This window comes from Lysobacter sp. CA199 (genome assembly GCF_052078715.1).
GTDB lineage: Bacteria > Pseudomonadota > Gammaproteobacteria > Xanthomonadales > Xanthomonadaceae > Lysobacter.
Genome location: NZ_JBQJIL010000012.1, coordinates 40,835 through 67,280, shown reverse-complemented (window position 1 = coordinate 67,280; position 26,446 = coordinate 40,835). Strand labels below are relative to the sequence as shown.

At 66.6% G+C, this 26,446-nt stretch carries 27 protein-coding genes; 10 read left to right on the top strand and 17 right to left on the bottom strand.

Annotation, left to right across the window (positions count from 1 at the left end):
• Positions 1 to 93: 93 nt before the first annotated feature.
• Positions 94 to 684, bottom strand: coding sequence for a hypothetical protein (locus ACTOWJ_RS21615; RefSeq protein ID WP_441336680.1), 591 nt, complete (start codon positions 682 to 684; stop codon positions 94 to 96).
• Entirely contained in the window at positions 681 to 1,421 is a 741-nt protein-coding gene (locus ACTOWJ_RS21610; RefSeq protein ID WP_441336679.1) for an SURF1 family protein, read from the bottom strand. The genes ACTOWJ_RS21615 and ACTOWJ_RS21610 overlap by 4 nt, the downstream gene beginning before the upstream one ends.
• Before the next feature lie 93 nt (positions 1,422 to 1,514).
• On the opposite strand from ACTOWJ_RS21610, the gene ACTOWJ_RS21605 reads away from it, so the two are divergent.
• The gene (locus ACTOWJ_RS21605) at positions 1,515 to 1,742 is read left to right on the top strand and encodes a twin transmembrane helix small protein (protein ID WP_441336678.1); all 228 of its coding nucleotides are present in this window, start codon (positions 1,515 to 1,517) and stop codon (positions 1,740 to 1,742) included.
• Here ACTOWJ_RS21605 and ACTOWJ_RS21600 read toward each other — a convergent pair.
• A complete protein-coding gene (locus tag ACTOWJ_RS21600; RefSeq protein ID WP_441336677.1) occupies positions 1,708 to 1,818 on the bottom strand; it encodes a DUF6053 domain-containing protein in 111 nt (36 codons plus the stop codon). The two genes, ACTOWJ_RS21605 and ACTOWJ_RS21600, sit on opposite strands and share 35 nt — an antisense overlap.
• On the opposite strand from ACTOWJ_RS21600, the gene ACTOWJ_RS21595 reads away from it, so the two are divergent.
• Complete coding sequence (locus ACTOWJ_RS21595) at positions 1,775 to 1,888, top strand: DUF6053 domain-containing protein (protein ID WP_441336676.1); 114 nt, start codon at positions 1,775 to 1,777, stop codon at positions 1,886 to 1,888. The two genes, ACTOWJ_RS21600 and ACTOWJ_RS21595, sit on opposite strands and share 44 nt — an antisense overlap.
• A gap of 66 nt (positions 1,889 to 1,954) precedes the next feature.
• Here the strand turns inward: ACTOWJ_RS21595 and ACTOWJ_RS21590 are convergent, their stop codons facing one another.
• The 5 genes from ACTOWJ_RS21590 to coxB all read right to left on the bottom strand — a co-directional run bounded on the left by ACTOWJ_RS21590 (position 1,955) and on the right by coxB (position 6,398).
• Entirely contained in the window at positions 1,955 to 2,833 is an 879-nt protein-coding gene (locus ACTOWJ_RS21590; RefSeq protein WP_441336675.1) for a cytochrome c oxidase subunit 3, read from the bottom strand.
• A gap of 35 nt (positions 2,834 to 2,868) precedes the next feature.
• On the bottom strand, positions 2,869 to 3,552 hold the full coding sequence (locus ACTOWJ_RS21585; RefSeq protein ID WP_441336674.1) for a cytochrome c oxidase assembly protein: 684 nt from the start codon (positions 3,550 to 3,552) through the stop codon (positions 2,869 to 2,871).
• Positions 3,549 to 3,692 (bottom strand): hypothetical protein, encoded by a 144-nt coding sequence (locus ACTOWJ_RS21580; RefSeq protein ID WP_441336673.1) that lies wholly within the window; start codon positions 3,690 to 3,692, stop codon positions 3,549 to 3,551. The genes ACTOWJ_RS21585 and ACTOWJ_RS21580 overlap by 4 nt, the downstream gene beginning before the upstream one ends.
• Positions 3,693 to 3,764: 72 nt before the next feature.
• Positions 3,765 to 5,393, bottom strand: coding sequence for a cytochrome c oxidase subunit I (gene ctaD / locus ACTOWJ_RS21575; protein WP_441336672.1), 1,629 nt, complete (start codon positions 5,391 to 5,393; stop codon positions 3,765 to 3,767).
• Between the two features lie 27 nt (positions 5,394 to 5,420).
• The gene (coxB, locus tag ACTOWJ_RS21570) at positions 5,421 to 6,398 is read right to left on the bottom strand and encodes a cytochrome c oxidase subunit II (RefSeq protein ID WP_441336671.1); all 978 of its coding nucleotides are present in this window, start codon (positions 6,396 to 6,398) and stop codon (positions 5,421 to 5,423) included.
• 629 nt (positions 6,399 to 7,027) lie between these two features.
• On the opposite strand from coxB, the gene putA reads away from it, so the two are divergent.
• Positions 7,028 to 10,192, top strand: a complete 3,165-nt coding sequence (gene putA / locus ACTOWJ_RS21565; RefSeq protein WP_441336846.1) for a bifunctional proline dehydrogenase/L-glutamate gamma-semialdehyde dehydrogenase PutA — start codon at positions 7,028 to 7,030, stop codon at positions 10,190 to 10,192.
• A gap of 398 nt (positions 10,193 to 10,590) precedes the next feature.
• A complete protein-coding gene (locus ACTOWJ_RS21560; RefSeq protein ID WP_441336670.1) occupies positions 10,591 to 11,043 on the top strand; it encodes a DUF3574 domain-containing protein in 453 nt (150 codons plus the stop codon).
• Between the two features lie 156 nt (positions 11,044 to 11,199).
• On the opposite strand, the gene ACTOWJ_RS21555 is transcribed toward ACTOWJ_RS21560, so the two are convergent.
• The 3 genes from ACTOWJ_RS21555 to ACTOWJ_RS21545 form a co-directional block, all read right to left on the bottom strand.
• Positions 11,200 to 11,454, bottom strand: coding sequence for a DUF2164 domain-containing protein (locus ACTOWJ_RS21555; protein ID WP_441336669.1), 255 nt, complete (start codon positions 11,452 to 11,454; stop codon positions 11,200 to 11,202).
• Between the two features lie 54 nt (positions 11,455 to 11,508).
• Complete coding sequence (locus tag ACTOWJ_RS21550; protein ID WP_441336668.1) at positions 11,509 to 12,234, bottom strand: MOSC domain-containing protein; 726 nt, start codon at positions 12,232 to 12,234, stop codon at positions 11,509 to 11,511.
• A gap of 138 nt (positions 12,235 to 12,372) precedes the next feature.
• Positions 12,373 to 13,746 (bottom strand): OmpP1/FadL family transporter, encoded by a 1,374-nt coding sequence (locus ACTOWJ_RS21545; RefSeq protein WP_441336667.1) that lies wholly within the window; start codon positions 13,744 to 13,746, stop codon positions 12,373 to 12,375.
• A 267-nt stretch (positions 13,747 to 14,013) separates the two neighbouring features.
• On the opposite strand from ACTOWJ_RS21545, the gene ACTOWJ_RS21540 reads away from it, so the two are divergent.
• From ACTOWJ_RS21540 to ACTOWJ_RS21530, 3 genes are all read left to right on the top strand, one after another.
• Positions 14,014 to 14,709, top strand: a complete 696-nt coding sequence (locus ACTOWJ_RS21540) for a rhomboid family intramembrane serine protease (RefSeq protein ID WP_441336666.1) — start codon at positions 14,014 to 14,016, stop codon at positions 14,707 to 14,709.
• Positions 14,710 to 14,842: 133 nt separating this feature from the next.
• A complete protein-coding gene (locus tag ACTOWJ_RS21535) occupies positions 14,843 to 15,160 on the top strand; it encodes a DUF1820 family protein (RefSeq protein ID WP_441336665.1) in 318 nt (105 codons plus the stop codon).
• Between the two features lie 41 nt (positions 15,161 to 15,201).
• Entirely contained in the window at positions 15,202 to 15,843 is a 642-nt protein-coding gene (locus ACTOWJ_RS21530) for a hypothetical protein (protein WP_441336664.1), read from the top strand.
• Positions 15,844 to 16,213: 370 nt separating this feature from the next.
• On the opposite strand, the gene ACTOWJ_RS21525 is transcribed toward ACTOWJ_RS21530, so the two are convergent.
• The 3 genes from ACTOWJ_RS21525 to gpmI form a co-directional block, all read right to left on the bottom strand.
• Positions 16,214 to 17,734 (bottom strand): S41 family peptidase, encoded by a 1,521-nt coding sequence (locus ACTOWJ_RS21525; RefSeq protein WP_441336663.1) that lies wholly within the window; start codon positions 17,732 to 17,734, stop codon positions 16,214 to 16,216.
• 161 nt (positions 17,735 to 17,895) lie between these two features.
• On the bottom strand, positions 17,896 to 19,161 hold the full coding sequence (locus ACTOWJ_RS21520) for a murein hydrolase activator EnvC family protein (RefSeq protein ID WP_441336662.1): 1,266 nt from the start codon (positions 19,159 to 19,161) through the stop codon (positions 17,896 to 17,898).
• Positions 19,161 to 20,696 carry a 2,3-bisphosphoglycerate-independent phosphoglycerate mutase gene (gene gpmI, locus ACTOWJ_RS21515; protein WP_441336661.1) on the bottom strand — a complete coding sequence of 512 codons (1,536 nt, stop codon included), beginning with the start codon at positions 20,694 to 20,696 and terminating at the stop codon, positions 19,161 to 19,163. Before gpmI ends, ACTOWJ_RS21520 begins: the two co-directional genes overlap by 1 nt.
• 232 nt (positions 20,697 to 20,928) lie before the next feature.
• Between gpmI and ACTOWJ_RS21510 the strand changes: the two genes are divergently transcribed.
• The 3 genes from ACTOWJ_RS21510 to ACTOWJ_RS21500 all read left to right on the top strand — a co-directional run bounded on the left by ACTOWJ_RS21510 (position 20,929) and on the right by ACTOWJ_RS21500 (position 24,212).
• Positions 20,929 to 21,609 carry a hypothetical protein gene (locus ACTOWJ_RS21510; protein WP_441336660.1) on the top strand — a complete coding sequence of 227 codons (681 nt, stop codon included), beginning with the start codon at positions 20,929 to 20,931 and terminating at the stop codon, positions 21,607 to 21,609.
• Between the two features lie 701 nt (positions 21,610 to 22,310).
• Positions 22,311 to 22,823 carry a hypothetical protein gene (locus ACTOWJ_RS21505; RefSeq protein ID WP_441336659.1) on the top strand — a complete coding sequence of 171 codons (513 nt, stop codon included), beginning with the start codon at positions 22,311 to 22,313 and terminating at the stop codon, positions 22,821 to 22,823.
• 6 nt (positions 22,824 to 22,829) lie between these two features.
• The gene (locus tag ACTOWJ_RS21500) at positions 22,830 to 24,212 is read left to right on the top strand and encodes an XVIPCD domain-containing protein (protein ID WP_441336658.1); all 1,383 of its coding nucleotides are present in this window, start codon (positions 22,830 to 22,832) and stop codon (positions 24,210 to 24,212) included.
• Here the strand turns inward: ACTOWJ_RS21500 and ACTOWJ_RS21495 are convergent.
• The 3 genes from ACTOWJ_RS21495 to ACTOWJ_RS21485 all read right to left on the bottom strand — a co-directional run bounded on the left by ACTOWJ_RS21495 (position 24,209) and on the right by ACTOWJ_RS21485 (position 26,446).
• Complete coding sequence (locus ACTOWJ_RS21495) at positions 24,209 to 25,000, bottom strand: DNA adenine methylase (protein WP_441336657.1); 792 nt, start codon at positions 24,998 to 25,000, stop codon at positions 24,209 to 24,211. The genes ACTOWJ_RS21500 and ACTOWJ_RS21495 overlap by 4 nt on opposite strands.
• Before the next feature lie 154 nt (positions 25,001 to 25,154).
• Positions 25,155 to 25,625 carry a discoidin domain-containing protein gene (locus tag ACTOWJ_RS21490; RefSeq protein WP_441336656.1) on the bottom strand — a complete coding sequence of 157 codons (471 nt, stop codon included), beginning with the start codon at positions 25,623 to 25,625 and terminating at the stop codon, positions 25,155 to 25,157.
• Positions 25,622 to 26,446, bottom strand: coding sequence for a hypothetical protein (locus ACTOWJ_RS21485; RefSeq protein WP_441336655.1), 825 nt, complete (start codon positions 26,444 to 26,446; stop codon positions 25,622 to 25,624). The genes ACTOWJ_RS21490 and ACTOWJ_RS21485 overlap by 4 nt, the downstream gene beginning before the upstream one ends.

Here is a 26,446-nt window from a genome sequence, read left to right as displayed (position 1 = left end):
CTCAGACCGGTCATGCTGGTTACGCTCATTCGAAAACTCTTTCCTGCTCGATGCTTGCTAACGGATCGCCGGCGCGCCGCGCCGGCCCACCGGTCACATCAGTTTCAGCAGCTTGGCGAGGTCGGCGCGCAGGCCGCCCGGTTCGAAGCCGGGAGGGTAGCGCAGAATCACGAAGCCGTTCGGGTCGATCACGTACACCGGCGGCCCGGCCGGGTCGTCCGTGCGCGGCAGACGGGCCCGCAGCTCCGGCGAAGGCGCCAACACCCGCAGCGAAGCGGGACGGGCCGCGCCGGCCGGCAGCTCGCCCAGCCACAGCAGCTCGACCCGGTCCGCATCCTTGCCGAACAACTGCCAGACCGTGTCGAGCTGGCGCGACAATCGGACGCAGCGCCTGGCGCAGCCGGGTTGCGGCGCGACCGTGATGCGCCAGATCCGCGCCTGCGGGTTCCAGGCGTAGGGCTGGCCGTCGGCAAGGCGCAGGTTCAGCGCGCGCAGATCCGGCTTGGGTTCGAGCAGTTCGCCGTGCTGGCGGTTCACCGCCGGATGATGGTCGGTGAAACGCAGGATCCCGGCGACCAGCATCGGCACGAAGAAGAACGCGGCGATCAGCAACAGCACCAGGCGGTTGCGGTTGCGTTGCCGGTGCGACACGGGGTCTGCGGCGGAAGGATCGGAATCGGTCATGGGCGGTCGACGTCGGAAGGGCGCCGCTTGCGGCGGAAGGTGAGGATCAACGCGGTCGCCAGCACCGCCGCGGCCAGGGCGAACCACTGCAGCGAATAGCCGCGGTGCTGCTGCGGCGGCAAGGTGTTGGCGAGCAGTTCCAGATCGCGTTCGTAGCCGAGCTTGAGCGCCGGGTCCAGGCGCAGCACGCGCGGGGCCAGTGCCACCGACATTCCGGTCTGACGCGCGATCGCGGCCGGATCGACCCGGGTCAGCAGCCACTGCGAGCCTTCGCGACCCAGCCCCGGGCCCAGTGCGATGCCGGTCGACGGCGGCGCGGTCAGCAGGCCGGACAGCACGAGTTCTCCCTCGGGTTTGCCGATCGCCGGCAGTTTGCGATCGCCGCCCAGCGGCAGCCAGCCCAGGTCGACTAGCAGCGGGCCGCCCTGTCGCGGCACGAAGATGCGGTAGATACGCACGCCGGCGCGGCCGCCACGCTGCTGGTTGTCCAGCAGCAACGCGTCGCGCTCATCGAAATACCCCAGACCCGAGGCCCAGTCGTAATCGCTCACGCGCGCGGCATCGCCGGCGACGGCCAGAGAGCGCGGGATACGCTGTTTCAACACCGTGGCCGCGGCGTCGAGCATGGCCTGCTTCTCGACCGCGCGCCGCGATTGCCACAGCCCCAAGTGCACGAACAACGCGATCACCGCCAGCGCCAGGATCCAACCGAACAGCCGGCCGCCGCGTCGTTTCATCGCAGGCCACCGGTGCCGACGCCGAGCCGGCCGAACTGCGATAATCCGCCGATCGCATCCGCGCGCGCGCCGCGCGCACCCGAGGAGGCCGCGATGAACGAGTCGCTGAAGATCCTGCTGGTTGTCGCCTTCCTGATCGTCATCGTTTGGAATCTGGGCGCCGGTCTGTACTACATGCTGGTGGACAAGGGGCAGAGCAAGCGCACCGTCAACGCCCTGACCCGTCGTATCGCGCTGTCCGTGGCGCTGATTCTGATCATTATCCTGGGGATCTACATGGGCTGGATCACGCCGCATGGCGTGGGGTCCAATCCCAACTGAGCGCCGCCGGCCGCGTGACCGGCCCGGCTCTTGTGGGAGGGCCTTCAGGCCCGACGCTTTGGGCCCGGATCGCCAAGATCGGAACGAAGGCGTCGGGCCTGAAGGCCCTCCCACAAAAACCTTGCAACCTTCTCAGCGGACTTTAACGGCCCGCCACAAAAGCGAAGGGCCGGCGACTGCCGGCCCCCTCGCAACCACCGCCGTATCCGCGCTTACAGCACGTACACGAACAGGAACAACCCCAGCCAGACCACGTCGACGAAGTGCCAGTACCAAGCGACCGCTTCGAACGCGAAATGGTTGTCTTTGTCGAAATGGCCCTTCAGGCAACGGAACCAGATGATCGCCAGCATCAACGTACCCAGGGTCACGTGCAGACCGTGGAAGCCGGTGAGCATGAAGAAGGTCGAACCGTAGATGCCCGAACCCAGGGTCAGGTTCAGCTCGGTGTAGGCGTGAATGTATTCCTCGGCCTGGAAGAACAGGAACAGGCAGCCCAGCGCGACGGTCAGGCCCAGCCAGAACAGCAGCGACTTGCGATGGCCGCCCTTGAGCGCGTGGTGCGCGGCGGTGACGGTCGAGCCGGAGGTCAACAGGATCAGGGTGTTGAGCAGCGGCAGGCCCCAGGCCGGAATGGTCTCGAAGCTGCCGCCGACGCCGGCCGGGCCGCTGCTCGGCCAGGCCGAGCTGAAGTCGGGCCACAGCAGGCTGTTGGTCATCACGCCGTCGCCGTCGCCGCCGAGCCACGGCAGCGCCAACTGGCGGGCGTAGAACAGCGCGCCGAAGAACGCGGCGAAGAACATCACTTCCGAGAAGATGAACCAGACCATGCCCATGCGGAAGGACACGTCGACCTGCTTGTTGTAGTGGCCGCGCACCGACTCGCGGATCACATCGCCGAACCAGCCGAACAGCACCGCGATCAGAAACGCGATGCCGACGAAGAAGGTGGGCTTGCCCCAGCTGACTTCGTTGAGCCAGCTGGCGACGCCGATCATGGTCGTGAACAGACCGATCGAACCGAGGAACGGCCAGCGGCTGCTATGCGGGACGTAGTACATGTTGGCGTCTGGCGTGTGAGCGTGGGCCATGGCGGCGTTCCGTGATTAAGTGGTGCTGAGCCAGCTCAGGGCGCGGCCAACGGCGAGGATGGGGTCTTGGAGACCGCGCCTTGCTGCAGCCGTGCGGTGAGCACGTCGTTCTTGAAGAAGGTATAGGACAGCGTGATGGTGTGCACGTCGGCCGGCAGATTGGGGTCGACGATGAAACGCACCGGCATCTCGCGCACCTCACCGGCCTGCAGCGTCTGGGCGGTGAAGCAGAAGCATTCGGTCTTGTTGAAATAACCCGAGGCGCGCGCCGGCGCAACCGAGGGCGAAGCGCTGCCGACGATGGCGCGGTCGGTGGCGTTGCGGGCGTGATAGGTGGTCTCGTACTGCTCGCCCGGACGCACCTTCATGCTGAACTGGTTGGGCTTGAACTCCCACGGCAGCTTGGAATTGACGCTGCCGTCGAACTGCACCGTGACCAGACGGTCGGCGACCGGTTTCATGCCCTGGCCGGCGTCGGCGACCGCGCCGCGGTCCAGGCGGATGCCGAACACCTTCTCGCAGGCGATGCGGTACATCGGCACCAGCGCGAAGGTGAAGGCGAACGCGCCCAGGGCGACGAACACCATCAGCCGGGTCATCTTCGGGCTGGCCTGCGAGCGCGCTTGGTTCAGCTGCGCCTGCTCAAGGCCGGCCTGCTCCAGGCGGACCTGTTCGAGATCCTGCGGCGAGGGATCGTGCGGCGAACCCGAAGCGCTCATCGTGCCCCCGTCGCGCCGAGCACGCCGCTGAGGATGAAAGCTGCATACACCGCCACCGCGGCCAGCCCGAACCACAGCGCGGTGCGGCGGGCGGCCGAACGGCGTTGGGCGAGATCGTGCGGGTCGCGAGGCTGGGTCATGGTCTCCGTCTCGGGTGGCCGGTGCGCGCCGCGGTCTTCATCGACCCGGCGCGCCGCCTGCACCCATCTGGATCAGTGGGTGATGTCGCCGTGGGCCAGATCGCCGTCGCGGATGACCGGCGGCGTGGCGAAGGTGTGGTGCGGCGCCGGGCTCGGCACCGTCCACTCCAGGCCCTTGGCCGATTCCCACGCGCGCGCTTCGGCTTTGGCGCCGGAGCGCTTCGAATGCAGCAGGATGCCCAGCATCATGAACGGGGTCAGGAACATGCCGAACGCACCGATCGAGCTGATCAGGTTCCAGTCCGCGAACACCACGTTGTAATCCGGGATACGGCGCGGCATGCCGGCCAGACCCAGGAAGTGCTGCGGGAAGAACAGCAGGTTGACGAAGATCATCGTCCACCAGAAATGGAACTTGGCCATCGGCTCGCTGTACATGCGTCCGGTCCACTTGGGCCACCAGTAGTAGACCGCGGCGATGATCGAGAACAGCGCGCCGGTCACCAGCACATAGTGGAAGTGCGCGACCACGAAGTAGGTGTCGTGGTACTGGAAGTCGGCCGGCACGATCGCGAGCATCAGGCCGGAGAAACCGCCGATGGTGAACAGGATCACGAACGAGATCGCCCACAGCATCGGCGCCTCGAACGAGATCGAGCCGCGCCACATGGTGGTGACCCAGTTGAACACCTTCACGCCGGTCGGCACCGCGATCAGCATGGTCGCGAACATGAAGTAGATCTCGCCACCCAGCGGCATGCCGACGGTGAACATGTGGTGCGCCCACACGATGAACGAGAGGAAGGCGATCGAGGCGGTCGCGTAGACCATCGCCTGATAACCGAACAGCGGCTTGCGGCTGAAGGTCGGGATGATCTCCGACACCACGCCGAACGCCGGCAGAATCATGATGTAGACCTCGGGGTGACCGAAGAACCAGAAGATGTGCTGGAACATCACCGGGTCGCCGCCGCCGGCCGCGTTGAAGAACGAGGTGGCGAAGAACTTGTCGGTCAGCAGCATCGTCACCGCGCCGGCGAGCACCGGCATCACCGCGATCAGCAGGAAGGCGGTGATCAGCCAGGTCCAGCAGAAGATCGGCATCTTCAACAGATCAACGCCCGGGGCGCGCATGTTGAGGATGGTGGCGATGACGTTGATCGCGCCCATGATCGAGCTGATGCCCATCATGTGGATGGCGAAGATCGCGAAGGCGACGTTGGAACCACCCTGCAGCGACAGCGGCGGATACAGCGTCCAGCCGCCGGCCGGCGCGCCGCCCGGCAGGAACAGGGTCATCAGCAGCAGGGTGAAGGCGAACGGCAGGATCCAGAACGACCAGTTGTTCATGCGCGGCAGCGCCATGTCCGGCGCGCCGATCTGCAGCGGAATCATCCAGTTGGCCAGGCCGACGAAGGCCGGCATCACGCCGCCGAAGATCATCACCAGCGCGTGCATGGTGGTCATCTGGTTGAAGAACTCGGGCTTGAGGTGCTGCAGGCCCGGTTCCATCAGCTCCCAGCGGATCAGCACCGACATGCCAGCGCCGATGATGAACATCACGAAGCTGAAGATCAGATACAGCGTGCCGATGTCCTTGTGGTTGGTCGAGAAGAACCAACGCTCGATGAAGCCCTGCTTGTGGGCGTGATCATCGTGGTGATCGTGATGATGATCGGCGACGGGGTGCGTGGCTGCCATGGCCTACCTCTGATGAATGCTTGACGATCAACCCGCGACCGCGACGCCCTTGGGGGCGGCGGTCGGGGCGTCGGAATTCGGGGCGGTCGCCGCGGCCGAGGCCGGAGCGGCGTCGGTCGGGGCGGCGGCAGGCGCAGCAGCCGGAGTCGCTGGCGCGGCGGCGGCAGGTGCGGCCGGAGCTGCGGGCGCGTTCTTCGCCTTCTGCTCGGCCAGCCATTGCTGGTACTCGGCCTTGGGCACCGCGCGCACGACGATCGGCATGAAGCCGTGGTCCTTGCCGCACAGCTCGGCGCACTGGCCGCGGTAGATGCCCGGTTCCTTGATGTCGGTCCAGGCCTCGTTGACGATGCCCGGAATCGCGTCCTGCTTCCAACCCAGCGCCGGCACCCACCAGGCGTGGATCACGTCGTCGGCGGTGATCACGAAGCGGATCTTGGTGTCGGTCGGCAGCACCAGGACGTTGTCGACGTCGAGCAGGTAGTGCTCGTGGTCGGCCCGGGTGACCAGCTTGCCGCTCTGGCGCAGTTGGTCGCTCTTGCGGTCCAGGCGGCTGGTGAGCTGCACGCCCTCGTTGAGGTACTCGTACTTCCACATCCACTGCACGCCGGTGACCTTGACGGTCATCGCCGAGTCGCGGGTGTCGTACATGTTGATCAGCTTGCTGGTGGCCGGGAACGCCATCGCCACCAGCAGCACTACCGGCACGACCGTCCAGACGATCTCCAGTTTGGTGCTGTGGACGAAGTCCTTGTCGGCCACCGCGCCCTTGGAGTGGCGGAACTTGACCATGGCCACGGCCATCGCGCCGAAGACCAGGATGCCGATCACCACGCAGATCCACAGCGCGAGCTGGTGGGCCGAGTAGGCGTTCATCGACTGGGCGGTGACGCCCTTGCCCATATTCAGCTGCCACGGCTTAGGGTCCGCAGCCTGGGCAAACGCGAGGACCGGCAGCGCCATCGAGGCGATGCCCGCTGCCCACTGCTTGAAACGACCGGCTTTCATCAGTTCGAGCCCCGAAAAATCAGTGTGGTGATCTAACGCGCTCCGCGGGCTGCCTCTGCTCCCGGCACCGACCGCGCCTGGGAACGGCGCGCGGAGCATTGCGAGGGGCTAAAGGTGGCTGGCGAGCCCTGGCCGGGCCCATCACGCCGGCATCGGCGCTACGGATAACCGATAAATGGTAGCGGCGACCCCGTCCTGCGGCAACCCGCCACTTGCGCCGCGCCCGCATGAGCGACCCCGCTCCAAGCCCGAAACCGCGCGGTTTTGCCGGGTGTTCGGCGACTTGCACGGCGCTCAAAGGTAGGCGCCGCAAACGTGACGGGTGCAAGTTACGGTGGCGATAAGGCGCGAACGGCGAGACCTTCGCGACGCCGAGGCGACCTTGCCCGGTCGGTCCGTTCGCACCGGCGGCGCCGCCGGAGCGTGTGCCGGTGCGCGCAGCACAGTACTCCCGCGCACGGCCGCCGCCCCGGCTGCCGGCCGAAAAAGTGCAGATGGCGCCCGAGAGAAAGCTCTAAAATGGCGGACTTCCCACCCCAGTCCCGGGCCCGATGTCCACCAACGCCTCCTCCACCGTCGCCAGCGACGGTCCGCCGCCGCGCCGTGGCGCCCAGCCGCCGTCCAACACGATGATCAGCCCCGAACTGCCGCCGCCGACCAGCGGCCCGCGCGCCGCGCTTACCGAAGGCTGGGTCCGCGACGAAGCCGAGCACGTACGCCATCTGCTCGAACTCGCCCGCCTGCCCGACGCCGACCGCGCCGCCGCGCAGGCCACCGCGGCCGACCTGGTCAAGCGCGTGCGCGCCCGTGCCCAGGACCAGGGCGCGATCGAAGCCTTCATGCGCCAGTACGACCTGGGCAGCGACGAAGGCGTGCTGCTGATGTGCGTGGCCGAAGCGCTGCTGCGCATTCCGGACCAAGAGACCGCCGACAAGCTGATCCGCGACAAGCTCGGCGAAGCCGACTGGAAGCGCCACCTGGGTCAATCGGACTCGGTCCTGGTCAACGCCTCCACCTGGGGCCTGATGCTGACCGGCAAGCTGGTCGACCTGGCCGACGACACCAAGCGCGACGTCCACAACGCCTTCAAGCGCCTGGTCGGCCGCGTCGGCGAACCGGTGATCCGCCTGGCCGTGCGCCAGGCCATGCGGATCATGGGCCATCAGTTCGTCATGGGCCGCACCATCGGCGAAGCGCTGTCGCGTTCGAAGAAGGGCGACAACGCGAACTACCGTTATTCCTTCGACATGCTCGGCGAAGGCGCGCTGACGACCAAGGATGCGCTGCGTTACCAGCAGGCGTATCGCGACGCGATCCACGCGATCGGTAAGAGCGGCAGCTATCTGCAGGCGGACGTGTTCGCCACCCCGTCGATCTCGGTCAAACTCTCCGCGCTGCACCCGCGCTACGAGCACGCCAAGCGCGAACGCGTCTTCGCCGAACTGACCCCGCGCGTGCTTGAACTGGCGCAACTGGCCAAGAGCTACGGCATCGGTTTCACCATCGACGCCGAAGAAGCCGATCGCCTGGAAATGTCGCTGGATCTGATCGCCGCGGCGTATTCGGACAAATCGCTCGACGGCTGGGAAGGCTACGGCCTCGCCATCCAGGCGTACCAGAAGCGCGCGCCGGAAGCGATCGACTTCATCGCCGATCTGGCGCGAAAAACCGGCCGCAAGATCCCCGTGCGCCTGGTCAAAGGCGCCTACTGGGACAGCGAGGTCAAGCGCGCCCAGGTCGATGGCCAACAAGGCTACCCGGTGTTCACCCGCAAGCCGAACACCGACGTGTCGTACCTGGCCAACGCGCGGCGCATGCTCGAAGCCAGCGACGCGATCTATCCGATGTTCGCCACCCACAACGCGCAGACCATCGCCACCATCCACCGCCGCGCCAAGGCGATGGGCCGCGAGCAGCACTTCGAATTCCAGAAGCTGCACGGCATGGGCGACGATCTGTACGCCGAGGTGATTCCGGCCGATCGCCTGAACGCGCCGTGCCGCGTGTACGCGCCGGTGGGCTCGCATGAAGATTTGCTGCCGTACCTGGTGCGTCGCCTGCTGGAGAACGGCGCCAACTCCAGCTTCGTCAACCGCATCACCGACGAGGCCATCGCGATCGACGACCTGATCCAGGATCCGGTCGAAACCGTCGCCGCGTTCGACAGCATTCCGCATCCGCGCATTCCGCTTCCGGCCGATCTTTACCGTAGCTTTGGCTTCGACAGGACCAATTCCATGGGCGTCAATCTCGCCAACGATCAACAACTGCAGACCCTCGCCGCGCAAGTGAACGCCGCCGCGGCCGCCGATTGGCGCGCCGCGCCGCTGGTGCCGGGCGCGAACACCACCGGTCCCGATATCGCCGTGACCAACCCCGCCGACCGCCGCGAAATCGTCGGCCAGTGGAAGGCCGCCGACGGCGCCACCGTCGAGTTGGCGCTGAAGAACGCGGTCGCCGCGCAGGAAGCCTGGGACACGATGCCGGCCGCCAGCCGCGCGACGATCCTCGAACACGCCGCGACCTTGCTTGAGCAGCGCATGCCGCAATACATCGCGCTGTGCACCAAGGAAGCCGGCAAGACCATTCCCGACGGCGTCGCCGAAGTGCGCGAAGCGGTCGACTTCCTGCGCTACTACGCGGCGCAGGCGCGCAAGCTGTTCGCGCCCGAAGCCCTGCCCGGCCCGACCGGCGAATCCAACACCCTGCACCTGTCGGGCCGCGGCGTGTTCGTCTGCATCAGCCCGTGGAATTTCCCGCTGGCGATTTTCGCCGGCCAGATTTCCGCCGCGCTCGCCGCCGGCAACAGCGTCATCGCCAAGCCGGCCGAGCAGACCAATCTGATCGGCTACTACGCGGTCAAGCTGCTGCACGAAGCCGGCGTGCCCGAAGCGGTGCTGCAGTTCCTGCCCGGCGACGGCGCCACCGTCGGCGCGGCATTGACCAAGGATCCGCGCGTGGCCGGCGTGGCCTTCACCGGTTCCACCGACACTGCGCGCGCGATCAACCGTTCGCTGGCCGCGCGCGATGCCGCCATCGGCGTGCTGATCGCCGAGACCGGCGGGCAGAACGCGTTGATCGCCGACTCGTCCTCGCTGCCGGAGCAACTGGTCAAGGACGCCATCGGTTCGGCCTTCACCTCCGCCGGCCAGCGCTGCTCGGCCGCGCGCGTGCTGTTCGTGCAGGACGACATCGCCGACAAGGTCACCACCATGCTCGCCGGCGCGATGGCCGAGTTGAAGGTCGGCGATCCCGGCCTGCTCTCGACCGATGTCGGCCCGGTGATCGACGAGGACGCGCTGAAGACGCTGCGCGATCACGCGCAGCGCATGGACACCGAAGCGACCAAGATCGCCGAAGTGCCGGTCGAAGCCGACAGCGCCCACGGCAGCTTCTTCGCTCCGCGCGCGTACGCGCTCAAGTCGCTGGATCAGCTGCACAAGGAAGTCTTCGGCCCGGTGCTGCACGTGATCCGCTGGAAGGCCGATCAACTCGATATGGTAATCGACGCGATCAACGCCACCGGTTACGGCCTGACCCTGGGCATCCATTCGCGCATCGACGAAACCATCGACCGCATCAGCTCGCGGGTGAAGGTCGGCAACTGCTACGTCAACCGCAACCAGATCGGCGCGGTGGTCGGCGTGCAGCCCTTCGGCGGCCAGAACCTGTCCGGCACCGGCCCCAAGGCCGGCGGCCCGCACTATCTGCCGCGCTTCACCACCGAGAAGACCATCACTGTCAATACGACGGCAGCCGGCGGCAACGCTTCGCTGCTGACCTTGGGCGATTGATCGACGAACCCGACGCGGCGGCATGAAACCACGAACGGCGCGATCTTCGGATCGCGCCGTTTTTCGTAGGCTCGACAACTCCCTGTAGGAGCGGCGCAAGCCGCGACCGCGAAACTACGCTTGCGTCGTATATGCGATGTCGCGGTCGCGGCTCGCGCTGCTCCTACAGGAGGGCGCGCACCGCGTCGATCCGATTGCGGGCGGCAATGCCGCGATGGTGCGACGGCGCCGGTTGCAGTCGCGACGATCGTGGCGCGCGGCGATCCGCAGCCCTTCGCACCCAGGCGATGGACTTGAGCGAGAGCCTGCGACGGCCATCGCAGATCGACCGTGCCGCGCGCGAAGCCGGCGGACGCGCTTGCTGCCAAGATAGACGCAATCCCCAGGAGATACGGACCATGTCCTGCAAGCTCGTAGTGTCCGCGTTGTTGCTGTGCGCCCTCACCGCCTGTGCCTCGCTCGCGCCGCTGCCGGTCAAGCCCGGCGATCCGAGCGCCTGCGGCGAACGCCGCCAGGATCGCGTGTTGTTCGGCATGAACAGCCCGGACGGCCCGGTCAGCGAAGCGCAGTGGCAGACCTTCCTGGCCGAAGTGGTGACGCCGCGCTTCCCCGCGGGGCTGACGGTGTATCAGGCCAAGGGCCAATGGCGCGGCGACAGCGGTCAGGTCGAACAGGAAGACTCGCGCGCGATCGACTTGATCCATGCCGACACCGCCGAGGAACGCCGGCGCGTGGTCGAGATCGCCGACGAATACAAGCGCCGCTTCAAGCAGGAAGCGGTGTTGATCGTGAGTACCCCGGCGCGGGCGTGTTTTGCCGGGCTGGCGAAAGGCAGGCCATCGGCTGGTTGATTCGTTATCCGCTGGGCGAAAAGCGTCGGGGCTGAAGCCCCTCCCACAAAAGACCTCATGCTCCCAGGCTTTCTGCAAAGCCATACTGCGCAAGTCCGATGTCTTTTGTGGGAGGGGCTTCAGCCCCGACGCTTTGCAACCGCCGCGAATCCAGCCTCACCGCTTGAACTCGGTCGGCCGCTCCAACTGATAGATCGCATCGCCCAACTCGTCCAGCCGAGCCGCCAGCACCGCCTGCGCATCGTTCAAACCGCGGTTGTAGTAATAGCCGCCGATTTCCTCGGAGATGAAGTCGAGCAGGAATTCGGCGTCGAACCGGCCGATCTGCTGGTTCAGCTCCTCGCTGAAATACCGCTGCAGCTTGCCGGCCAGCAGGGCTTTTTCTTCCTTGGAGAACTTGATTTCGCCCATGCACCACCTTCGTCGTTCGATCTGCCCGCAAACACCGCACCCCACGATACCGCTTCAATCCGCCACGGGTCCCTCGATCCGCGAACGCCAATCCTCGACCGCGCCGCGCGCCAGCCGCGTCTCCACCAGCTTGCGCCACGACGGCACCAGCGGCAGCGCCAGTGCGGCGCGCAACTCGTCCATATCCAGGGTGCGGGTGTAAAGCATCGTCGCGATCCGCTGCAACGTCCACTGCGGCCACGGGCGTTCGATCAGCGTGAGCGTGTCGCCGGCGGCGATCTCGCCGGCCTGGATCACCCGGTAGTACCAACCGGTACGGCCACTGGCCTGCACTCGCCGCGCCATGTCGGCCACGCCGAAGCGATCGTTGAGCTTCCAGCACGGCTGCCGGCCCTGACTCACTTCCAACCACGCATCGCCGATGCGATAGCGATCGCCCAGGCACACCTGCGCCTCGGTCAGACCATGGCTGCTGAAGTTCTCGCCGAACGCACCGGGCGCTTCCAGCAGCGGATGTTCGCCGATCTCCTCGCGCCACAGCGCATAGTGATCGCGCGGATAGTGGTGCACCGCCTTGTCCGGTCCGCCGTGCACGCGGCGATCGCCTTGCTCGTCGCCGTCCACGCCCATCTCGCCGATCCGGACCCGTCCTTCGAAGCGCGTCTTGGCGATCGCGCTGACGCTGCCCGGGCGCGTATACGGTTGCGCGCGACCGCGCAGCAACGAATCGACGATGGCTGGGGTACTCGACACGGCGGCAGCGCTCCCGAACGACCTCATGGCCGGCGCGGACCCGGCGCGATGAGCATCGTAACGATTCATCGCGCGGGTCGGCACGGCCGATGCGTCCATGCTCGCATCGCGCGCAAAGAAAAACCCCGCCGAAGCGGGGTTTTTCGTTCAAGCGCGAGGCAAGGATCAGAACTTGTACTGAGCCGCGATGCCGAACAGATCGGCGTGGCCCTTGAACTTGCCGACCAAGGTCGAACGGCTGGAGGACACCACGTTCACGTCCGGGCTGTCGATCTCGATGCGGGTGTAGGCGGCATCGATGCTCAGGTGCTCGTTCGCGTTCCAGGTCAGGCCGAGCGAATAAAGCATGCGATCGTTGTCGGGCAGACGCGGAGTGCGATGAGTGTCGTTGGTCGGCGACTCGTCCTGGGCGACACCGCCGCGCAGGGTGAACGAATCGCTGAAGTCGTACTCGGCACCGAGCGCGTACATCATCGTGTCGTCCCACAGGAACGCTTCGCTGGAGATCGGCGTGCCGTCGGCGCGCTTGACGTCGACGGACTGCAGCGAATGCCAGTCGGTCTTCTGCGCGTCGAGCATCATGCGGAACTGTTCGGTGAAGGCGTACGACACGCTCAGCGTATCGGTGCTCGGCGTGGTCAGCGCCGCGCCGCCCGGACCGTTGTCGTAGGTGCGCACGCCGCCGGCAGCGAACACCGCCGAGACGTTGCCCGGCTTGGTGAAGGTGACGTTGCCTTCCAGGTCGTGATCGATTTCCGAGCGGTGCGCGTAACCGATCGACAGCTGGTCGGTCGGCTTCCACTGGAAGCCCAAGATCCAGCCGATACCGGTGTCGTCGCCCTTGACCTTGGCCAGGCCGTCGTTCTTCTGCGGGCCGAACGCGGCGGTCGCCGGCGTCGGGGTGCGGCACAGCGCGGCGGTGGTCGGGCTGGCGCAGATGCCGGAACCGAAATCCACCGCGTTGGTCAGCGTCGCTTCCGCGCGCTCATAGATGAAGCCCGCGCCGATCGAGAAGCGGTCGGTCAGCTTCACCGCCGCCGACAGGGTCAGATCGATGGTCTTCACTTCCGACTCGATCGCGTTGTAGCGGCCGACCCAATCGGCGTCGTATTCGGTCTTCAGGCCGAACGGTGCGCTCAGCTGAGCGCCGAGGGTGAGCTTCTCGAAGGCGCCATGCAGCGGCACCACGATCGACATCGCCGGAACCGCGGTGGCGTCGCCCGGGTCGCCGCCGTTGCCGCCGGTCAGCGCAGTGCCCGCCGCGCTGCGGCCGCCGCCGTTGAACTTGGCGGTGAGGTCGATCACGGTCACGTCGGTGCGGATCGTGGTGGTATCGAGGTTGACCATCGCGGCCGGATTGTTGGACACGACCGAGGCGTCGTCCTTGGCCACGGCGCTGCCGGCGAAGGCACGGCCCTGGTTCTTGACGCTGTTCTCGCGAATCTGGAAACCGGTAGCGCCGGCCGAACCGAAGCTGATGACGCCAGCGATGCCGAGCGCGATCGCGGTCAGGCGGGTGTAGCGGTGTGAGGGTTGCATGCGTGTAGTCTCCGTTGGAGTATTTTTCGTCTGACTCGGCCGTGTGCCCGCGGACGCCGGAGCGAACCGCGAAGCCGCCGGAAACCCCTCCCGACGTACGACGCCGTATGCACTATAGCGCGGCCATTAACCGAACGCTAACAATACGCCCAAGACTGCAAAGCCGTCCCGTACCGATGTCGCAAACCCTGGTGTTACAAACACTTATGCCGTATTTCTACCTTAACGGGCGCACCGTTCGCGTGCCTGTCCCGGGGAGCTGAACGAGTGTTCGTCGCCATACCTTCGCGAGAGCGCACCCGCCTGCGTTGGGCCACGCCGCTGCTGTTCGCGTTGTTGTGGATCTGCTTCATCGTCTCGGCGGTGGTGCTGCCCGATCCGGAACAGCGCCGGCTGATGCTGGAATGGGGTGCGTTGTCGGGTGGCCTGTCCACTCCGACCGCCTGGTGGGATGCGATCCGCGACGGCAGTGCCTTGCGCCTGTTCAGCGCGCTGTTCCTGCATGCGGACTGGGCCCATCTGCTCGGCAACTTGGTGTTCTTGTTGATCTTCGGCCTACCGGCCGAGCGTGCGATGGGACCGTGGCGGTTGCTGGCGTTGTTCCTGCTCGGCGGCGCGGTGGCCAATCTGGCCGCGGTGATCGCCATCGGCACGCCGGACCGGCTCATCATCGGCGCCAGCGGCGCGGTCTCGGCGTTGATCGGCGCCTACCTGGCACTGTTTCCCGGCGCCAAGCTCGGCGTGGTGGTGCCGCTGGGGTTGTTTCTGCAATTCGTGAAGGTGCCCGCGCCGCTGCTGATCGGGGTGTGGGCGCTGCTGCAAGTGGTGTTCACCTTCATCGGCCCGGCGTTCGGCGCGGTGGCCTGGTCGGCGCATCTGGCCGGCTTCGCCTTCGGCGGCGCGTTCGCGCTGATCGCGCGCGCGGGCATCGCGCGGCGGTTGCGGCGCAAGCGGGGCTATTGAAGGCCGGGATTCGGGATTGCGAGAGTCTGCAGGCAAAGCCCTATTGCGTTAACGGCGCATGGCCCCACGCTAGTCTGGTGCCACCGCCGATCCGCTGCGCGAATCCCGCATCCCCCATCCCGAATCCCGCCCCATGGCCACTCTCTATAAAGTCACCTTCCTCAACGCCGGCAAGATCTACGAGCTGTATGCGCGCAAGATCGGCTCGGGCACGCTGTGGGGCTTCACCGAGGTCAGCGAGCTGGTGTTCGATGTGCACGAGGGCCTGGTGGTCGATCCCACCGAGGAGCGTCTGCGCGACGAGTTCGGCAACACCCGCGTGCTGCATTTGCCGATGCAGAGCATCGTGCGGATCGAGGAAGTCGAGCGCAAAGGCCAGTCGGCGATCCGCGACGCGGCCACCGGCGAGAAAGTGGTCACCCCGTTCCCGTTTCCGGCCAAGCCGCGCTGAGCGGCTAGACTGAAAGCCGGCGACATGCGGAGCGACGCGCGATGACCGGCACCACCCTTGATACGATCGAACTCAAGGATCTGCGCTTCGCGGTCGAACGCGCGCAGGTGCATGGCTGGCTGTACGACGACGCCAGCGGCGAAATCTGCTGGATGATCGAAGTGGCCGGCGCCGCGAAGCGGTTCGGCGAGGCCCCCTACAGCCAGGATCTGCGTCCACGCTTCTACGACGAAGTCATGCCGCTGCGGCTTAACGACTGGCGCCAGCTCGAAGGCAGCGGTTACGTGTTCGACCTTGCGACCGACGACGACGAGGGCGACAGCGCGCCGATCTTGTACCTGTGTTCGCACCTGTCGCTGCCGCGCTCGCAGATCGATTTCGGCGCGCGCCGCGGTAACCGGTTTGCTTTGCGCTGGCACGGCCTGGCTGAGGCGAATTGGGACGACGACTACGGCCTCGACATGCCGTTCCGGATCGAACTGGATATCGAATTCGCGCATCAGGAAGTGCGCTTCTGGCATCGCGACGAGAATGAAGACTTCGAAGCGGCCGCGCGCGCGGTGATGGCGCGGCGCGGATTGTCCGACCGGCACCTGCGCTATCGCGACTATCAACGGTTCCGCGACGATCCCACCGATGAGAACTACCGGCTGATCCGGACGTTCTTCGTGCCGATCGACTGAACCTGCCGCGTGTTCGCCATGGCGAATGCGGCGAAGCATTCAAGGTCGAAGCATCAAGGTCTTTTGCAAGAGGCCCCGCCGAAACATCGAGGTTTTTGTGGGAGGCCTTTTATGAGAGGTCCTGCCGAAGCACCGAGGTCTTTTGTGGGAGGGGCTTCAGCCCCGACGCTTTTCGCCACGACGAAACGGATCCAGCGCGACCGGATCGAAAAGCGTCGGGGCTGAAGCCCCTCCCACAAGAGCCCCGCCCACGAGAGTCTCTTTCGCAAGCCCCGCCGTTCCGACGTCGCAAACGAAAACACCCGGCCTGCGCCGGGTGTTTTCGATCGCCTCACGCATCACACCGCACGACACGCGGCTCGACTCCGGCTCAAAGCCGGCTCGCACCCGGTGTCGCGCTCTTGCTGACCGCGGCCGGCGCCTTCTTCACCGCCGGCTTCTTCAGTTCCGCCAGCGCCGAAGCGATCGGCGCATCGCCTTCGAGCACTTCGCCGGCGTTGGTGCCCGGCGCATCTTCCTCGTCGCCGTGCAGATGACCCGGCAGATTGGCTTCGGTGTAGCTCAGGCGCGCGGCGGTGTCCGGCGCCTTGGGCGCGCGCAGCACCACGTCGGGCACGATGCCCAGCGCCTGGATCGACTTGCCGCTGGGCGTGTAGTAACGCGCCGTGGTGAGCTTGACCGAATCGCCGTTGTCCAACGGCAACACGGTCTGCACCGAGCCCTTGCCGAAGGTGCGGCTGCCGATCACGCGCGCGCGGCCGTTGTCGCGCAACGCGCCGGCCAGCACTTCCGAGGCGCTGGCCGAACCGGCATCGACCAACACCACCAGCGGCGCGCCGTCGAGGCGATCGCCCGGAGTCGCACCGAATTCGGCGTCGCTGATCGCGATGCGGCCGCGCGTGCTGACGATCTTGCCGCTCTCCAGCAGATCGTCGGCGATCTGCACCGCCGAGGTCAGCAGGCCGCCGGGATTGCTGCGCAGATCCATCACCAGCCCGCGCAACTTTCCGCCGGACTGGGCTTTCAACTTCTCCAGTTGGGTTTCGAAATCGGCGGCGGTATCGGCCTGGAACGCGCTGACCCGCAGATAGCCATAGCCGGGTTCGAGCATGCGGCTCTTGACGCTGGCCACGCGGATGGTCTCGCGCGCGACGGTCACGTCGAACGCCTTGTCGCGGCCTGCGCGGACGATGGTCAGCACCACCTTGCTGCCGGCCGGACCGCGCAACGGGCCGGAGCTGTCGCCGTCGTCGACCTTGAACGGCTTGCCGTCGATCGCGGTGATCAGATCGCCGGCCTTGATCCCGGCGCGCGCGGCGGGGGTGTCGTCGATCGGCGAGATCACCCGCAAGGTGCCGTCGGGCTGGCGCTGCAATTCCACGCCGATGCCGTCGTAATTGCCGCGCGACTGTTCGTCGAAATCCTCCGCGGCGACCTTGTCGAAATAGACGCTGTGCGGATCGAGATCGAACAACAGGCCGCGGATCGCCGAATGCATCAGCTTGGCGTCGTCGACCGGTTCGACGTAGGCCTGCTTGACTGCGTTGTAGACCGCCACATAACGGCGGATCTCGTCGATCGGCACCTTGGAATCGGAGCCCTCTTCGCTCTTGGCGGATTTGGACGCGGGCTTGGCGTTGGCCGGCGCCTGCGCGGGCGGAACCGGCGCGGCGTCTTCGCTGTCGTCGTCGGCCGGCGCGGCTGGCGGATTCTGCGCCGGCGGGGCCGCCGGCGCGTCTTTCGCCGGAGCGTCCTTGGGCGCGGCCGGAGCCGGTTGTTCGGTGGGCGGCGCGGCCGGTCTTGGCGCGGGCGCCTGCTGGGCCAGGGCCGGAACGGCGCTCAGCGCCAGGACGAGCGGTAGCCAGCTACGCGGGGGATGACGCAGGGACATGCACGACGCTCCGAAACAGGTAGCGGTAGGACCGCGCAGCGCGGCCCAGGTTCGATGGTTTATCTGCGCACGTTAAGCGGGCCGGTTGCAAGCTTTTGTTAAACCCCTCGCGGCGCCCCGGCGCGGTTCATCCGCCGGTGCGCTTGCGTGCCGGCCGCGGCTCAGCGCCGCAGCCAGGTATTGGGATTGACCGGCTGGCCGCCGCGGCGCAGTTCGAAGTACAGCGCGGGCCGCCCATGGCCGCCGGAGCTGCCGACGGTGGCCACTGCCTCGCCCTTCTTGACCGTCGCGCCGGCGTCCTTGAGCAGGGCGTCGTTGTTGGCGTACAGGCTCATGTAGCCGTTGCCGTGATCGACGATCAGCAGCAGGCCGTAACCGGTCATCCATTCCGAATACACCACGGTGCCGTCGCCGACCGCCTTGACCGTGGCGCCGGCCGGCGCGCCGATCAACAGGCCTTCGCTGCTGCGGCCGTCGGGCATGGTGCCGCCGAAACCGGCCAGCAGCGCGCCGGACACCGGCCAGCCCAGGCCGCCGACCTGCGGCGCGGGCGTGCTGGCCACCGCCACCGGCGGTTTGCGCACCGGCGCGGACTTGCCGCGCGCGGCGGCGGCCGCGGCGGCGCGGGCCTCGCGCGCTTCGCGTTCGGCCTTGGCCTTGGCGGCCGCGCGGCGCTGCGCCTCGGCGCGCGCGGCGGCCGCGCGCAACTTGGCCAGCAACTGCTCCAGGCCCTTGGCGTCGCGGCCGAGTTCGCGCTCGCGGCTGCTGCGGTCCTGGTACTTTTCGTTGATCTGCGCGACCAACGCAGCACGCGCCTTGCGATCCTTCTGCAACTGACCGAGCTGGCTGCGCTGCTGCTTGTGAGTGCTGTCCAGACTGGCCCGGCGCTCCGCGATCTGTTGCTCCAAAGCATCAAGCTCGCGCAACTGCACGCTCAATTCCTGGATGCGCCGCGCGCGGTCGCGCTGCACATAGCCGTGGTACGTCAGGATGCGGCCGCTGTCGGCGACCTTGTCCTGCGACAGCAACAACTTCAGCGGCGCGTCGTTGCCCTGCGCGTAGGCGGCTCGCAACAAACGCGCGAGTTCCTGGCGCTGCGAGCCGAGCTTGGTATTGAGCGCGTCGCGCTTGCTCTGCAACTCCTTCAACGCGGCCTGTTCGCGGGCGAGCCGGGTTTCGGTATCGCGCAATGCGCGATTGGAATGGCCGACTTGTTCGTCGGCCGCGCGCAGTTGCTGGGTCGCGTCGCCGCGCTGGCCTTCCAGCTTGCGGCGTTCGTCGGCGACCGACTTGAGCTCGGTCTTGATCTTCTCGAGCTTGCGCTCGGCCTCGCGGCTGTTGCTCTGCGCCGCGGCGTGCGCGTCGACGCTCAGCGCCGGCGCGAGCAGCGCCAGCGATGCGATCAGCAACGCGCAGACGATCCGCATCAGCGCTCCAACAGGCTCTGACCGGTCATTTCGGCCGGTTGCGGCAGACCCAGCAGATCCAGAATGGTCGGCGCGACGTCGCGCAGCGCGCCGCCGCTGCGCAACGTGGCCTTGCGCGGCCCCAGGTACACCAGCGGCACCGGGCCGACGGTATGCGCGGTGTGCGGCTGGCCGGTAGACGGGTCGCGCATCATCTCCAGATTGCCGTGATCGGCGGTGATCAGCAGCGCACCATCGACTTCGCGCACCGCGGCGACGATCACGGCGAGCGCCTTGTCGACCGCCTGCGCGGCCAGGATCGCCGCCTGCAGATCGCCGGTGTGGCCGACCATGTCGGGGTTGGCGATGTTGCAGATCGCCACGTCGACCGCTTGTGCGCGGATCGCCTGCGCGAGCTTGGCGGTCACCTCCGGGCAGCTCATTTCGGGCTGCAGATCGTAGGTGGCGACCTTCGGGCTCGGCACCAGGATGCGGCTTTCGCCTTCGTAGGGATCTTCGCGACCGCCACTGAAGAAGAAGGTGACGTGAGCGTATTTCTCGGTTTCGGCGATGCGCAGTTGGGTCAGCTGATTGGCCGCCAGCAATTCGCCGAGAGTGTTGTGCAGATCGTCGGGGCCGAACGCCACCGGCGCCGGCAGCCTGGCGTCGTACTCGGTCAGGCAGACGAAACGCGACAGCTTCGGCCGGCGCGAGTCGTAGCCGTCGAAGTTCGGATCGACGAACGCGGCGGTGAGCTGACGCGCGCGGTCGGCGCGGAAGTTCATGTACACCACCGCGTCGCCGTCGGCCATCGGCTTGGCGTCGCCGATCACGGTCGGGGCGACGAACTCGTCGGTTTCGCCGCGCGCATACGCCGCGTCCAAACCTTCCTGCGCGGTCGCGGCGTGTTGCTCGCTGTCGGCTTCGACGATCGCGTTCCAGGCCCGCAACTGACGGTCCCAGCGCTTGTCGCGGTCCATCGCGTAATAGCGGCCGCCGACCGAGGCGATGTGCGCGTTGCCGGCGGCATCGCAAGCCTGCTGCAGGCGCTGCAGGCTCGGCGCGGCCGATTTGGGCGGCATGTCGCGGCCGTCGAGGAAGGCGTGCACGGCGACGCGGGCCACGCCTTCGCGGCGGGCCAGATCGATCATCGCGAAGATATGCCGCTCATGGCTGTGCACGCCGCCGGGCGACAGCAGGCCCAGCAGATGCAAGGTCGCGTCGGCCGACTTGGCCGCCGCGCAGGCCGCGCGCAGTTCCTCGTTGGCGTAGAAGCTGCCGTCCTCGATCGCCGCGTCGATGCGGGTCAGATCCTGATAGACGATGCGGCCGGCGCCCAGATTCATGTGGCCGACCTCGGAATTGCCCATCTGCCCGTCCGGCAGGCCGACGTGGCGGCCTTCGGTGTGGATCAAGGTGTGGGACTCGCTGGCCAGCAGCCCGCGCCAGTTGGGCAGGTCGGCCTGGGCCAGGGCGTTGTCCTGCGGATCGTCGCGATGGCCCCAACCGTCCAGGATCAACAGCACTACGGGCTTGGGTCGGGAAGTGGCTGACACGTCGGATTTCCTAGTGACTTGGGGCAGGGGCCGCGGCGCGCGGATTGAGCGATTGTAGCGAAGCGGGCGATCAAGCCTCGGCCGCTGCGGCACCGGGGCGGCGATCGGCGACGCAAGTGCTTGATCCTGCAAATCTACGGCAGGAATCGAGGCAAAACATGCATCCGGCTTAAACCGTTCGCCCGCCCACCGCATCTCTAGCCTTGCCCACCAAAGACAACGGAACACCGCCATGACGCGTAACCGCCTCTCTCTCAGCCTGTCGGCCCTGATCGCCCTGTCCGCGGCCGTCGCCGCGCCGGCCGCGCTCGCCGCCGAGGACGACATCAGCAAGGTCAACGGCAGCATCAGCGTCGGCTCCAGCGAACGCCGCGGCGATCTGGAGACCGTCAACGGCAGCATCAAGATCGGCGACAACGCCCGCGTCGAGAACGCGCAGACCGTCAACGGCAGCATCACCGTGGGTTCCAGCACCCAGACCGGCGGTCTGGAAACGGTCAACGGCGGCATCCGCACCGGCACCAACCTCACCGCCAACGACGGCCTGGAAACGGTCAACGGCGGTATCTTCGTCGATCGCGGCGGCACCGTGCGCGGCAAGATCGAGACCGTCAACGGTTCGATCGGCCTGATCGACACCGACGTCAGCGGCGGTATCGAAACGGTCAACGGCGACCTCACCGTCGGCGTCGATTCGCACGTCAGCGGCGGCATCCGCTACCCCAAGCCGCAGGGTCTCAACATCACCCATAGACGCGATCCGCGCGTGATCATCGGCCCGAACGCGCGCGTCGACGGTACGTTGGTGTTCGAGCGCGAAGTCGTGCTGTACGTCCATACCAGCGCCAAGACCGGCGCGATCACCGGCGCCACCGCGATCGCCTTCAGCACGCCGACGCCGCCGGCCAAATAAGGCCGGCGCCAAGGCCCCCGTGTAGGAGCGGCGCGAGCCGCGACCGCGAAACCACGATTTCGTCGTACGCGTGAGGTCGCGGCTCGCGCCGCTCCTACAGGGACTTCGGCCATATGCCCCCGGCCGCCCGGCGAAAAGGCCGCCACGGTCAACACGCGCCCGGCTGTAGCGCCGCGCGATAAATCGCCGCCCTCCGGCGCGATATTTCCCTGACGGCGAGATTGCGTAGGCTGCAAGGAAATTGCGCCAGATGGAAGTCCCGCGCCCAGGCAGGAAGCACCGGGCGCCCCTCGGCCGCCGCGCCAGCCCAGCGACGAAGGCCGCGCAGGGCCGCCACGACTCGTTCAGCATCGCGGCGCCAACGGGTCACCTAGAGCACCTCTAGGGAGACTCCCGTCACCCTCTGACCTTCCCGTGCCGGCGATTCTTGACCGTCGCCCCCAGCCTCTTCCAGGATGGGTACGCGAGTGTTCGAGCCGGCCGAAGTGCGGCCCTGGCGCCCACTTGCACCGGCATGCCGATCGTAGGCGGGCCGCGCAGCGGCAGATCGGACGCCCGCGGACATCCCAAGGAGAAGGCCCATTCCCCCGCTCAACCTCGAAACCTTGACGACCAGGCTGCCTGTACTGGCCTGCCTGCTCGTAGCGTGCGCTTGCACCACCACGGCCGCAGGCCCCTCACCGGTTCAGGAGAAACCCGCTATGACGGCATCGACGCCCGCCGCGGCTAACGACACTCTCGACGTGCATCAGCTCAACGAGCGCGTGCTGGCGTGGGTATTGAGCGTACGGAGCGATCAGGACTTGACCGCGCAGAACATCGCAAAGCACACCGGCCTCAAGTTCTGGTTCAACCCGGGCAATCCGAATGACTTCAGTGCCTCCGGCAAGCTGGTTGGGCCTTGGGTTTACGCGCTGGGATCATTGGAAACCCTTCCGCGGTCACCTCCCTATCCAGTCAGCTTTGAGATGTGGGTTCCGGGTAACAAGGATGCGGACCGAACTGAGGTTTGCGTCGGCTTGGATCAGTACCGGCAGGCGTTAACCGCGGCCGGCTATTCGGCGTCTCAGCACCCGCCCCGCGCGGGCGTGGAGTACTGGTACTTCAAAAAAGACAAGGCTCGGGTCGGGATCTACTTGCGCGGCAAGACCAAGCGCTACGACGAACAGCTGTGCGTATTCAAGGTCATCGTTGGCGCGGCTCAGGAGGAGTAAAGAAGAATGTCTACGGTTCAGGAAGAGCTGGTGGCCCAGCAGAAGCTCGATGACCTGCTGGCCGATTTCGAACGCCGCACAACCACCGACAACGAGCATCCTGGCAAGATTTTCAGCGACATCATCGCGAACTCCCCTGATCTGAAGGCAGGCCTTCTGCGCACCATCGAACGAGGCGATCTGCTCAAGTTCGAAGCGGAAATCGACCCGCGGTTCAATGGAAGCTACGACCACGAGAACCGCACCCTACGCATGTCTGCCAGGTTGCTCAATGAAGCCGATCCGAGGCGGGCGGGCGACGATCTCGACCAGAACATCAACGAAGCGCGTTTCGTTACTGGCCATGAAATCGATCACGCCGTTTCTGCCGACGTCGTTCGACGACAGGGGGAGCAGTTCAAGGAGAAGGTCGCTGCGATCGCCAACGGGCCTTCGCCGCATGACTTCACCGTAGTGGTCAAGGACTACAACAATGGGCGTCGTGAGCGCGAGGCCAGTGCCGAAATCGCAGGATTCAATGCCGTAGCCGCGCACGTTAGGCGGCAAGACCCCAATGCGACGTTGGGCAGCTTGTATCAAGCTGATGGTGGCCTTTCCAACTATATCGACCAGGAGGGAACCGGGAAGCCGTACACCTACGCCCTCATGCCGGGCCTGCACATCAAGCCCGACCTGCAACTGGACGCGGACAAGAGCTTGGAGGCGATGGCGAAGGACTTCTACGACAACAACCCCAACTACCCGGCCCGAAATATCGACTGGGCGTTCGGGGAAATCTATCGCCAGGAAGCCATCGCGCAGGCCGCCCACCCAGGTAGGCCGTTCCCCGAGATCAGGATCAATGTCCAGGAACTCGGCGCGGAGATCACACTGCCGCCCGATTTCAAAGACACCAGCCCAGCCCAGCCGGGTCAGTCCACGCCTCCGGTTGAGCGATCAAATACCCCCCGCGCCGATGACCCCAGTCACCCCGATCACAAGCTGTTGGAAAAGATCAGGGACAGCGTGCGGGGTCTTGAGCAAGGCATCGGAAAACCGTGGGACGACCAGAGCGAACGCCTGAGCGCGAGCGCGTTGTCGATGGCGGTCGCAAGCAAATTCGGCCCTGGCGATGACGTGAAAGTCACGCTTAACCGGCCGACCGAGCAGAACGCGGCGGGCGAACTGCTGTTCGTGTACCGGGAGGGCCGCAATGCCTCTCCCGATCCCGCCGCCAATCACGCGCATATGCCGGTGGCGCAGGCGCTTTCTGTGCCCGCCTCGGAGCGCTACGAGCAGGCTATGAACATGCGCGAGATACAGGCGTTCGACCAACAGCGCGACCAGCAATTGCTGCAAGAAGCCGCGCAGCAGGCCCAGGCGCAGACCGGGCCACGAATGCAGCACTAGAACAGCTGCGCCTGGTCGTCGGTCCAGCTCTTGACGATCAGCTCGCCGGCCGGTGCATCCCGGCCGTGCTGGCCGATCGTGTATCGGACCTGCAGCGGGATGATGTTGAACCCGGCGAACACCTCCCGGATGGCGGGATGGTCGTTGATCGACACCAGGGCCTTGCCGGCGATCGACCGCAGCAGCGCGGCCATGCGCTCGTACTCGCTGAAGGGGAAATCGATGCCGTAGCCCTCGGTCTGCCAATACGGCGGATCGAGGTAGAAGAACGTGCCCGGCCGGTCGTAGCGCGCGACGCAGTCGTGCCAGGGCAAATGCTCGATGACCACGTTGGCCAGGCGCAGGTGGGCCATGCTCAGCTCCTCCTCGATCCTGGCCAGGTTGAGGCGCGGCGTCATGCCGCTGGCCACCACACCGAAGGTGCGCCCGTCGACCTTGGCGCCGAACGAGAGCTTCTGCAGGTAGAAGAACCGGGCCGCGCGTTGGATGTCGGTCAGGGTCTCGGGGCGCTCCATCTGCGCCCACTCGAACATCTCGCGGGACACCAACGACCAGCGGAACATCCGGATCAGCTCGTCGAGGTGATGCCGGACGCAGCGGTAGAGCCGAACCAGCTCCCCGTTGATGTCGTTCAACACCTCCAGGCAGGCCGGATTGGGCCGCAGCATCAGCGCGGCCGCGCCGCCGGCGAACGGCTCCACGTAGCACTCGTGGAGGGGGAAATGCGGGTACAGGTGTCGCAGCAGGCGGCGTTTGCCACCAGGCCAGGGAATGATCGGACCGCCCATGATCTCAGCTCTTGAAATGGTGCCCGGCGAAACTGGCCATCCTCCGCGGAGGGGACAGGGCTTCAGCCGAAGGCATGCGCTGATACGCATGGATGAAGGCGCCGGGTCGACGTTGCCACGTCAGCCCGGCGCCCTGTTCTTTGACGGCGACCGCCTACAAGGCGAACGCCTTGGTTTCGGATGCCACCCACGTCACGGCCGTGAACGACTGAACGGTGGTCCAGCTGCTCGCATTGTCCGAGCCGTCGACGGTGAAGTTCCTCGGCCCGCGGTTGGTGAAACCGCTGTCCGGCCCCGTCAGCACCAGCTGCGCCAGCGACTGCGCGGTGCCCAGGTCGACGTAGAACCAGCCGGTGGAGGCGGTGTTGGTCGACCAGGACGTAACGAGGCTGTTGTCGATGAGGTTGCTGAGTGGCGCAGTGGCGTGCTGAGAGCTGGCCACGATCGGCGTCGAGGGCGAGGTGAGATCGCTTCCCCCCAACTCAGCCCGGAACTGCGCATCGTGCAGGGTTACGAAGCTACCGCCGTTGTTCAACGTCACGTTCACCCGCCAATAGCGGTACGCGGTACCGGTCGCCGCGGCCGCCCGCAACAGCAATCCGCGATGGCCGATCAAGCCGCTCACGCGAACGCCTTGGCCAAGGTGGCCTGCCAACTCGCGCCCTGGTCGAAGGTCGTCAATGCGAGCACGTCGACGGCGCCGGCGGCCGTCGATACGGTGGGGGCGCTGCCGCCGGCCCACTTGAACGATGCGGGCCACGCGACCGTGCGCGCCGTTGCGTCCTGGGTGATCCGCACCATCAGCGTCAGGCCCTTGCCCGCCGGCGGCAGGTTCGCGAACGAAATGGCGGTGACATTGCCCGTCAGTGCGAGGGTGAAGTAGTAGCCGAGTTCGCAGTTGATCGCCACCGCACCGCTACCGGCGAGCGCGCTGACGTTGTTGAGATCCACGCCGGGCGTCGGATTGGGCTGCTGTACCGAAAGCCACAGCTCAGCATCGTCGGCAAAACTGCCTTCGCTGGACTGCAGCGTCACGCCGACTTTCGTATATCCAGCGGCATCGGTCACCGACGTCACTTGCCACATCTGCGAAACGCCCGCGCCTGCAGTGCCCTTGCCCTGCAGGTACACGTACCCGCCGGGCGTCAGGGTGGCCAGCGCAGCAGCGATGTCAGCCGCCGCGGTATCCGCGTCGTCGACGAACAGGACCGTCGCGGACGTTTGCGTCGCATGGTTCCAGCGCACGGTGCCGGCGCCGGGATCGGCGTCGGCGATCGAGCCGGTGTCCGCAACAAACGGCCGCGACAGCAGCAGGACGGCGCCCCGTGGCACGCTGCCCACAGCGAACAGCGGAAGCCCGGCATTGCCGGCGCCTTTGAGTGCGGGGAGCCGCTCCATGCCCGTCAGGGTGCTCGCCGGCGCCGGTAGTTGGGAAATGGCTGTCAT

Bases quoted from the DNA above. Each gene is read 5' to 3' on its own strand.
- ACTOWJ_RS21615 (WP_441336680.1), bottom strand. From the start codon at position 684: ATGACCGATTCCGATCCTTCCGCCGCAGACCCCGTGTCGCACCGGCAA.
- ACTOWJ_RS21610 (WP_441336679.1), bottom strand. From the start codon at position 1,421: ATGAAACGACGCGGCGGCCGGCTGTTCGGTTGGATCCTGGCGCTGGCG.
- ACTOWJ_RS21605 (WP_441336678.1), top strand. From the start codon at position 1,515: ATGAACGAGTCGCTGAAGATCCTGCTGGTTGTCGCCTTCCTGATCGTC.
- ACTOWJ_RS21590 (WP_441336675.1), bottom strand. From the start codon at position 2,833: ATGGCCCACGCTCACACGCCAGACGCCAACATGTACTACGTCCCGCAT.
- ACTOWJ_RS21585 (WP_441336674.1), bottom strand. From the start codon at position 3,552: ATGAGCGCTTCGGGTTCGCCGCACGATCCCTCGCCGCAGGATCTCGAA.
- ACTOWJ_RS21580 (WP_441336673.1), bottom strand. From the start codon at position 3,692: ATGACCCAGCCTCGCGACCCGCACGATCTCGCCCAACGCCGTTCGGCC.
- ctaD (WP_441336672.1), bottom strand. From the start codon at position 5,393: ATGGCAGCCACGCACCCCGTCGCCGATCATCATCACGATCACCACGAT.
- coxB (WP_441336671.1), bottom strand. From the start codon at position 6,398: ATGAAAGCCGGTCGTTTCAAGCAGTGGGCAGCGGGCATCGCCTCGATG.
- putA (WP_441336846.1), top strand. From the start codon at position 7,028: ATGATCAGCCCCGAACTGCCGCCGCCGACCAGCGGCCCGCGCGCCGCG.
- ACTOWJ_RS21560 (WP_441336670.1), top strand. From the start codon at position 10,591: ATGTCCTGCAAGCTCGTAGTGTCCGCGTTGTTGCTGTGCGCCCTCACC.
- ACTOWJ_RS21555 (WP_441336669.1), bottom strand. From the start codon at position 11,454: ATGGGCGAAATCAAGTTCTCCAAGGAAGAAAAAGCCCTGCTGGCCGGC.
- ACTOWJ_RS21550 (WP_441336668.1), bottom strand. From the start codon at position 12,234: ATGAGGTCGTTCGGGAGCGCTGCCGCCGTGTCGAGTACCCCAGCCATC.
- ACTOWJ_RS21545 (WP_441336667.1), bottom strand. From the start codon at position 13,746: ATGCAACCCTCACACCGCTACACCCGCCTGACCGCGATCGCGCTCGGC.
- ACTOWJ_RS21535 (WP_441336665.1), top strand. From the start codon at position 14,843: ATGGCCACTCTCTATAAAGTCACCTTCCTCAACGCCGGCAAGATCTAC.
- ACTOWJ_RS21530 (WP_441336664.1), top strand. From the start codon at position 15,202: ATGACCGGCACCACCCTTGATACGATCGAACTCAAGGATCTGCGCTTC.
- ACTOWJ_RS21525 (WP_441336663.1), bottom strand. From the start codon at position 17,734: ATGTCCCTGCGTCATCCCCCGCGTAGCTGGCTACCGCTCGTCCTGGCG.
- ACTOWJ_RS21520 (WP_441336662.1), bottom strand. From the start codon at position 19,161: ATGCGGATCGTCTGCGCGTTGCTGATCGCATCGCTGGCGCTGCTCGCG.
- ACTOWJ_RS21510 (WP_441336660.1), top strand. From the start codon at position 20,929: ATGACGCGTAACCGCCTCTCTCTCAGCCTGTCGGCCCTGATCGCCCTG.
- ACTOWJ_RS21505 (WP_441336659.1), top strand. From the start codon at position 22,311: ATGACGGCATCGACGCCCGCCGCGGCTAACGACACTCTCGACGTGCAT.
- ACTOWJ_RS21500 (WP_441336658.1), top strand. From the start codon at position 22,830: ATGTCTACGGTTCAGGAAGAGCTGGTGGCCCAGCAGAAGCTCGATGAC.
- ACTOWJ_RS21495 (WP_441336657.1), bottom strand. From the start codon at position 25,000: ATGGGCGGTCCGATCATTCCCTGGCCTGGTGGCAAACGCCGCCTGCTG.
- ACTOWJ_RS21485 (WP_441336655.1), bottom strand. From the start codon at position 26,446: ATGACAGCCATTTCCCAACTACCGGCGCCGGCGAGCACCCTGACGGGC.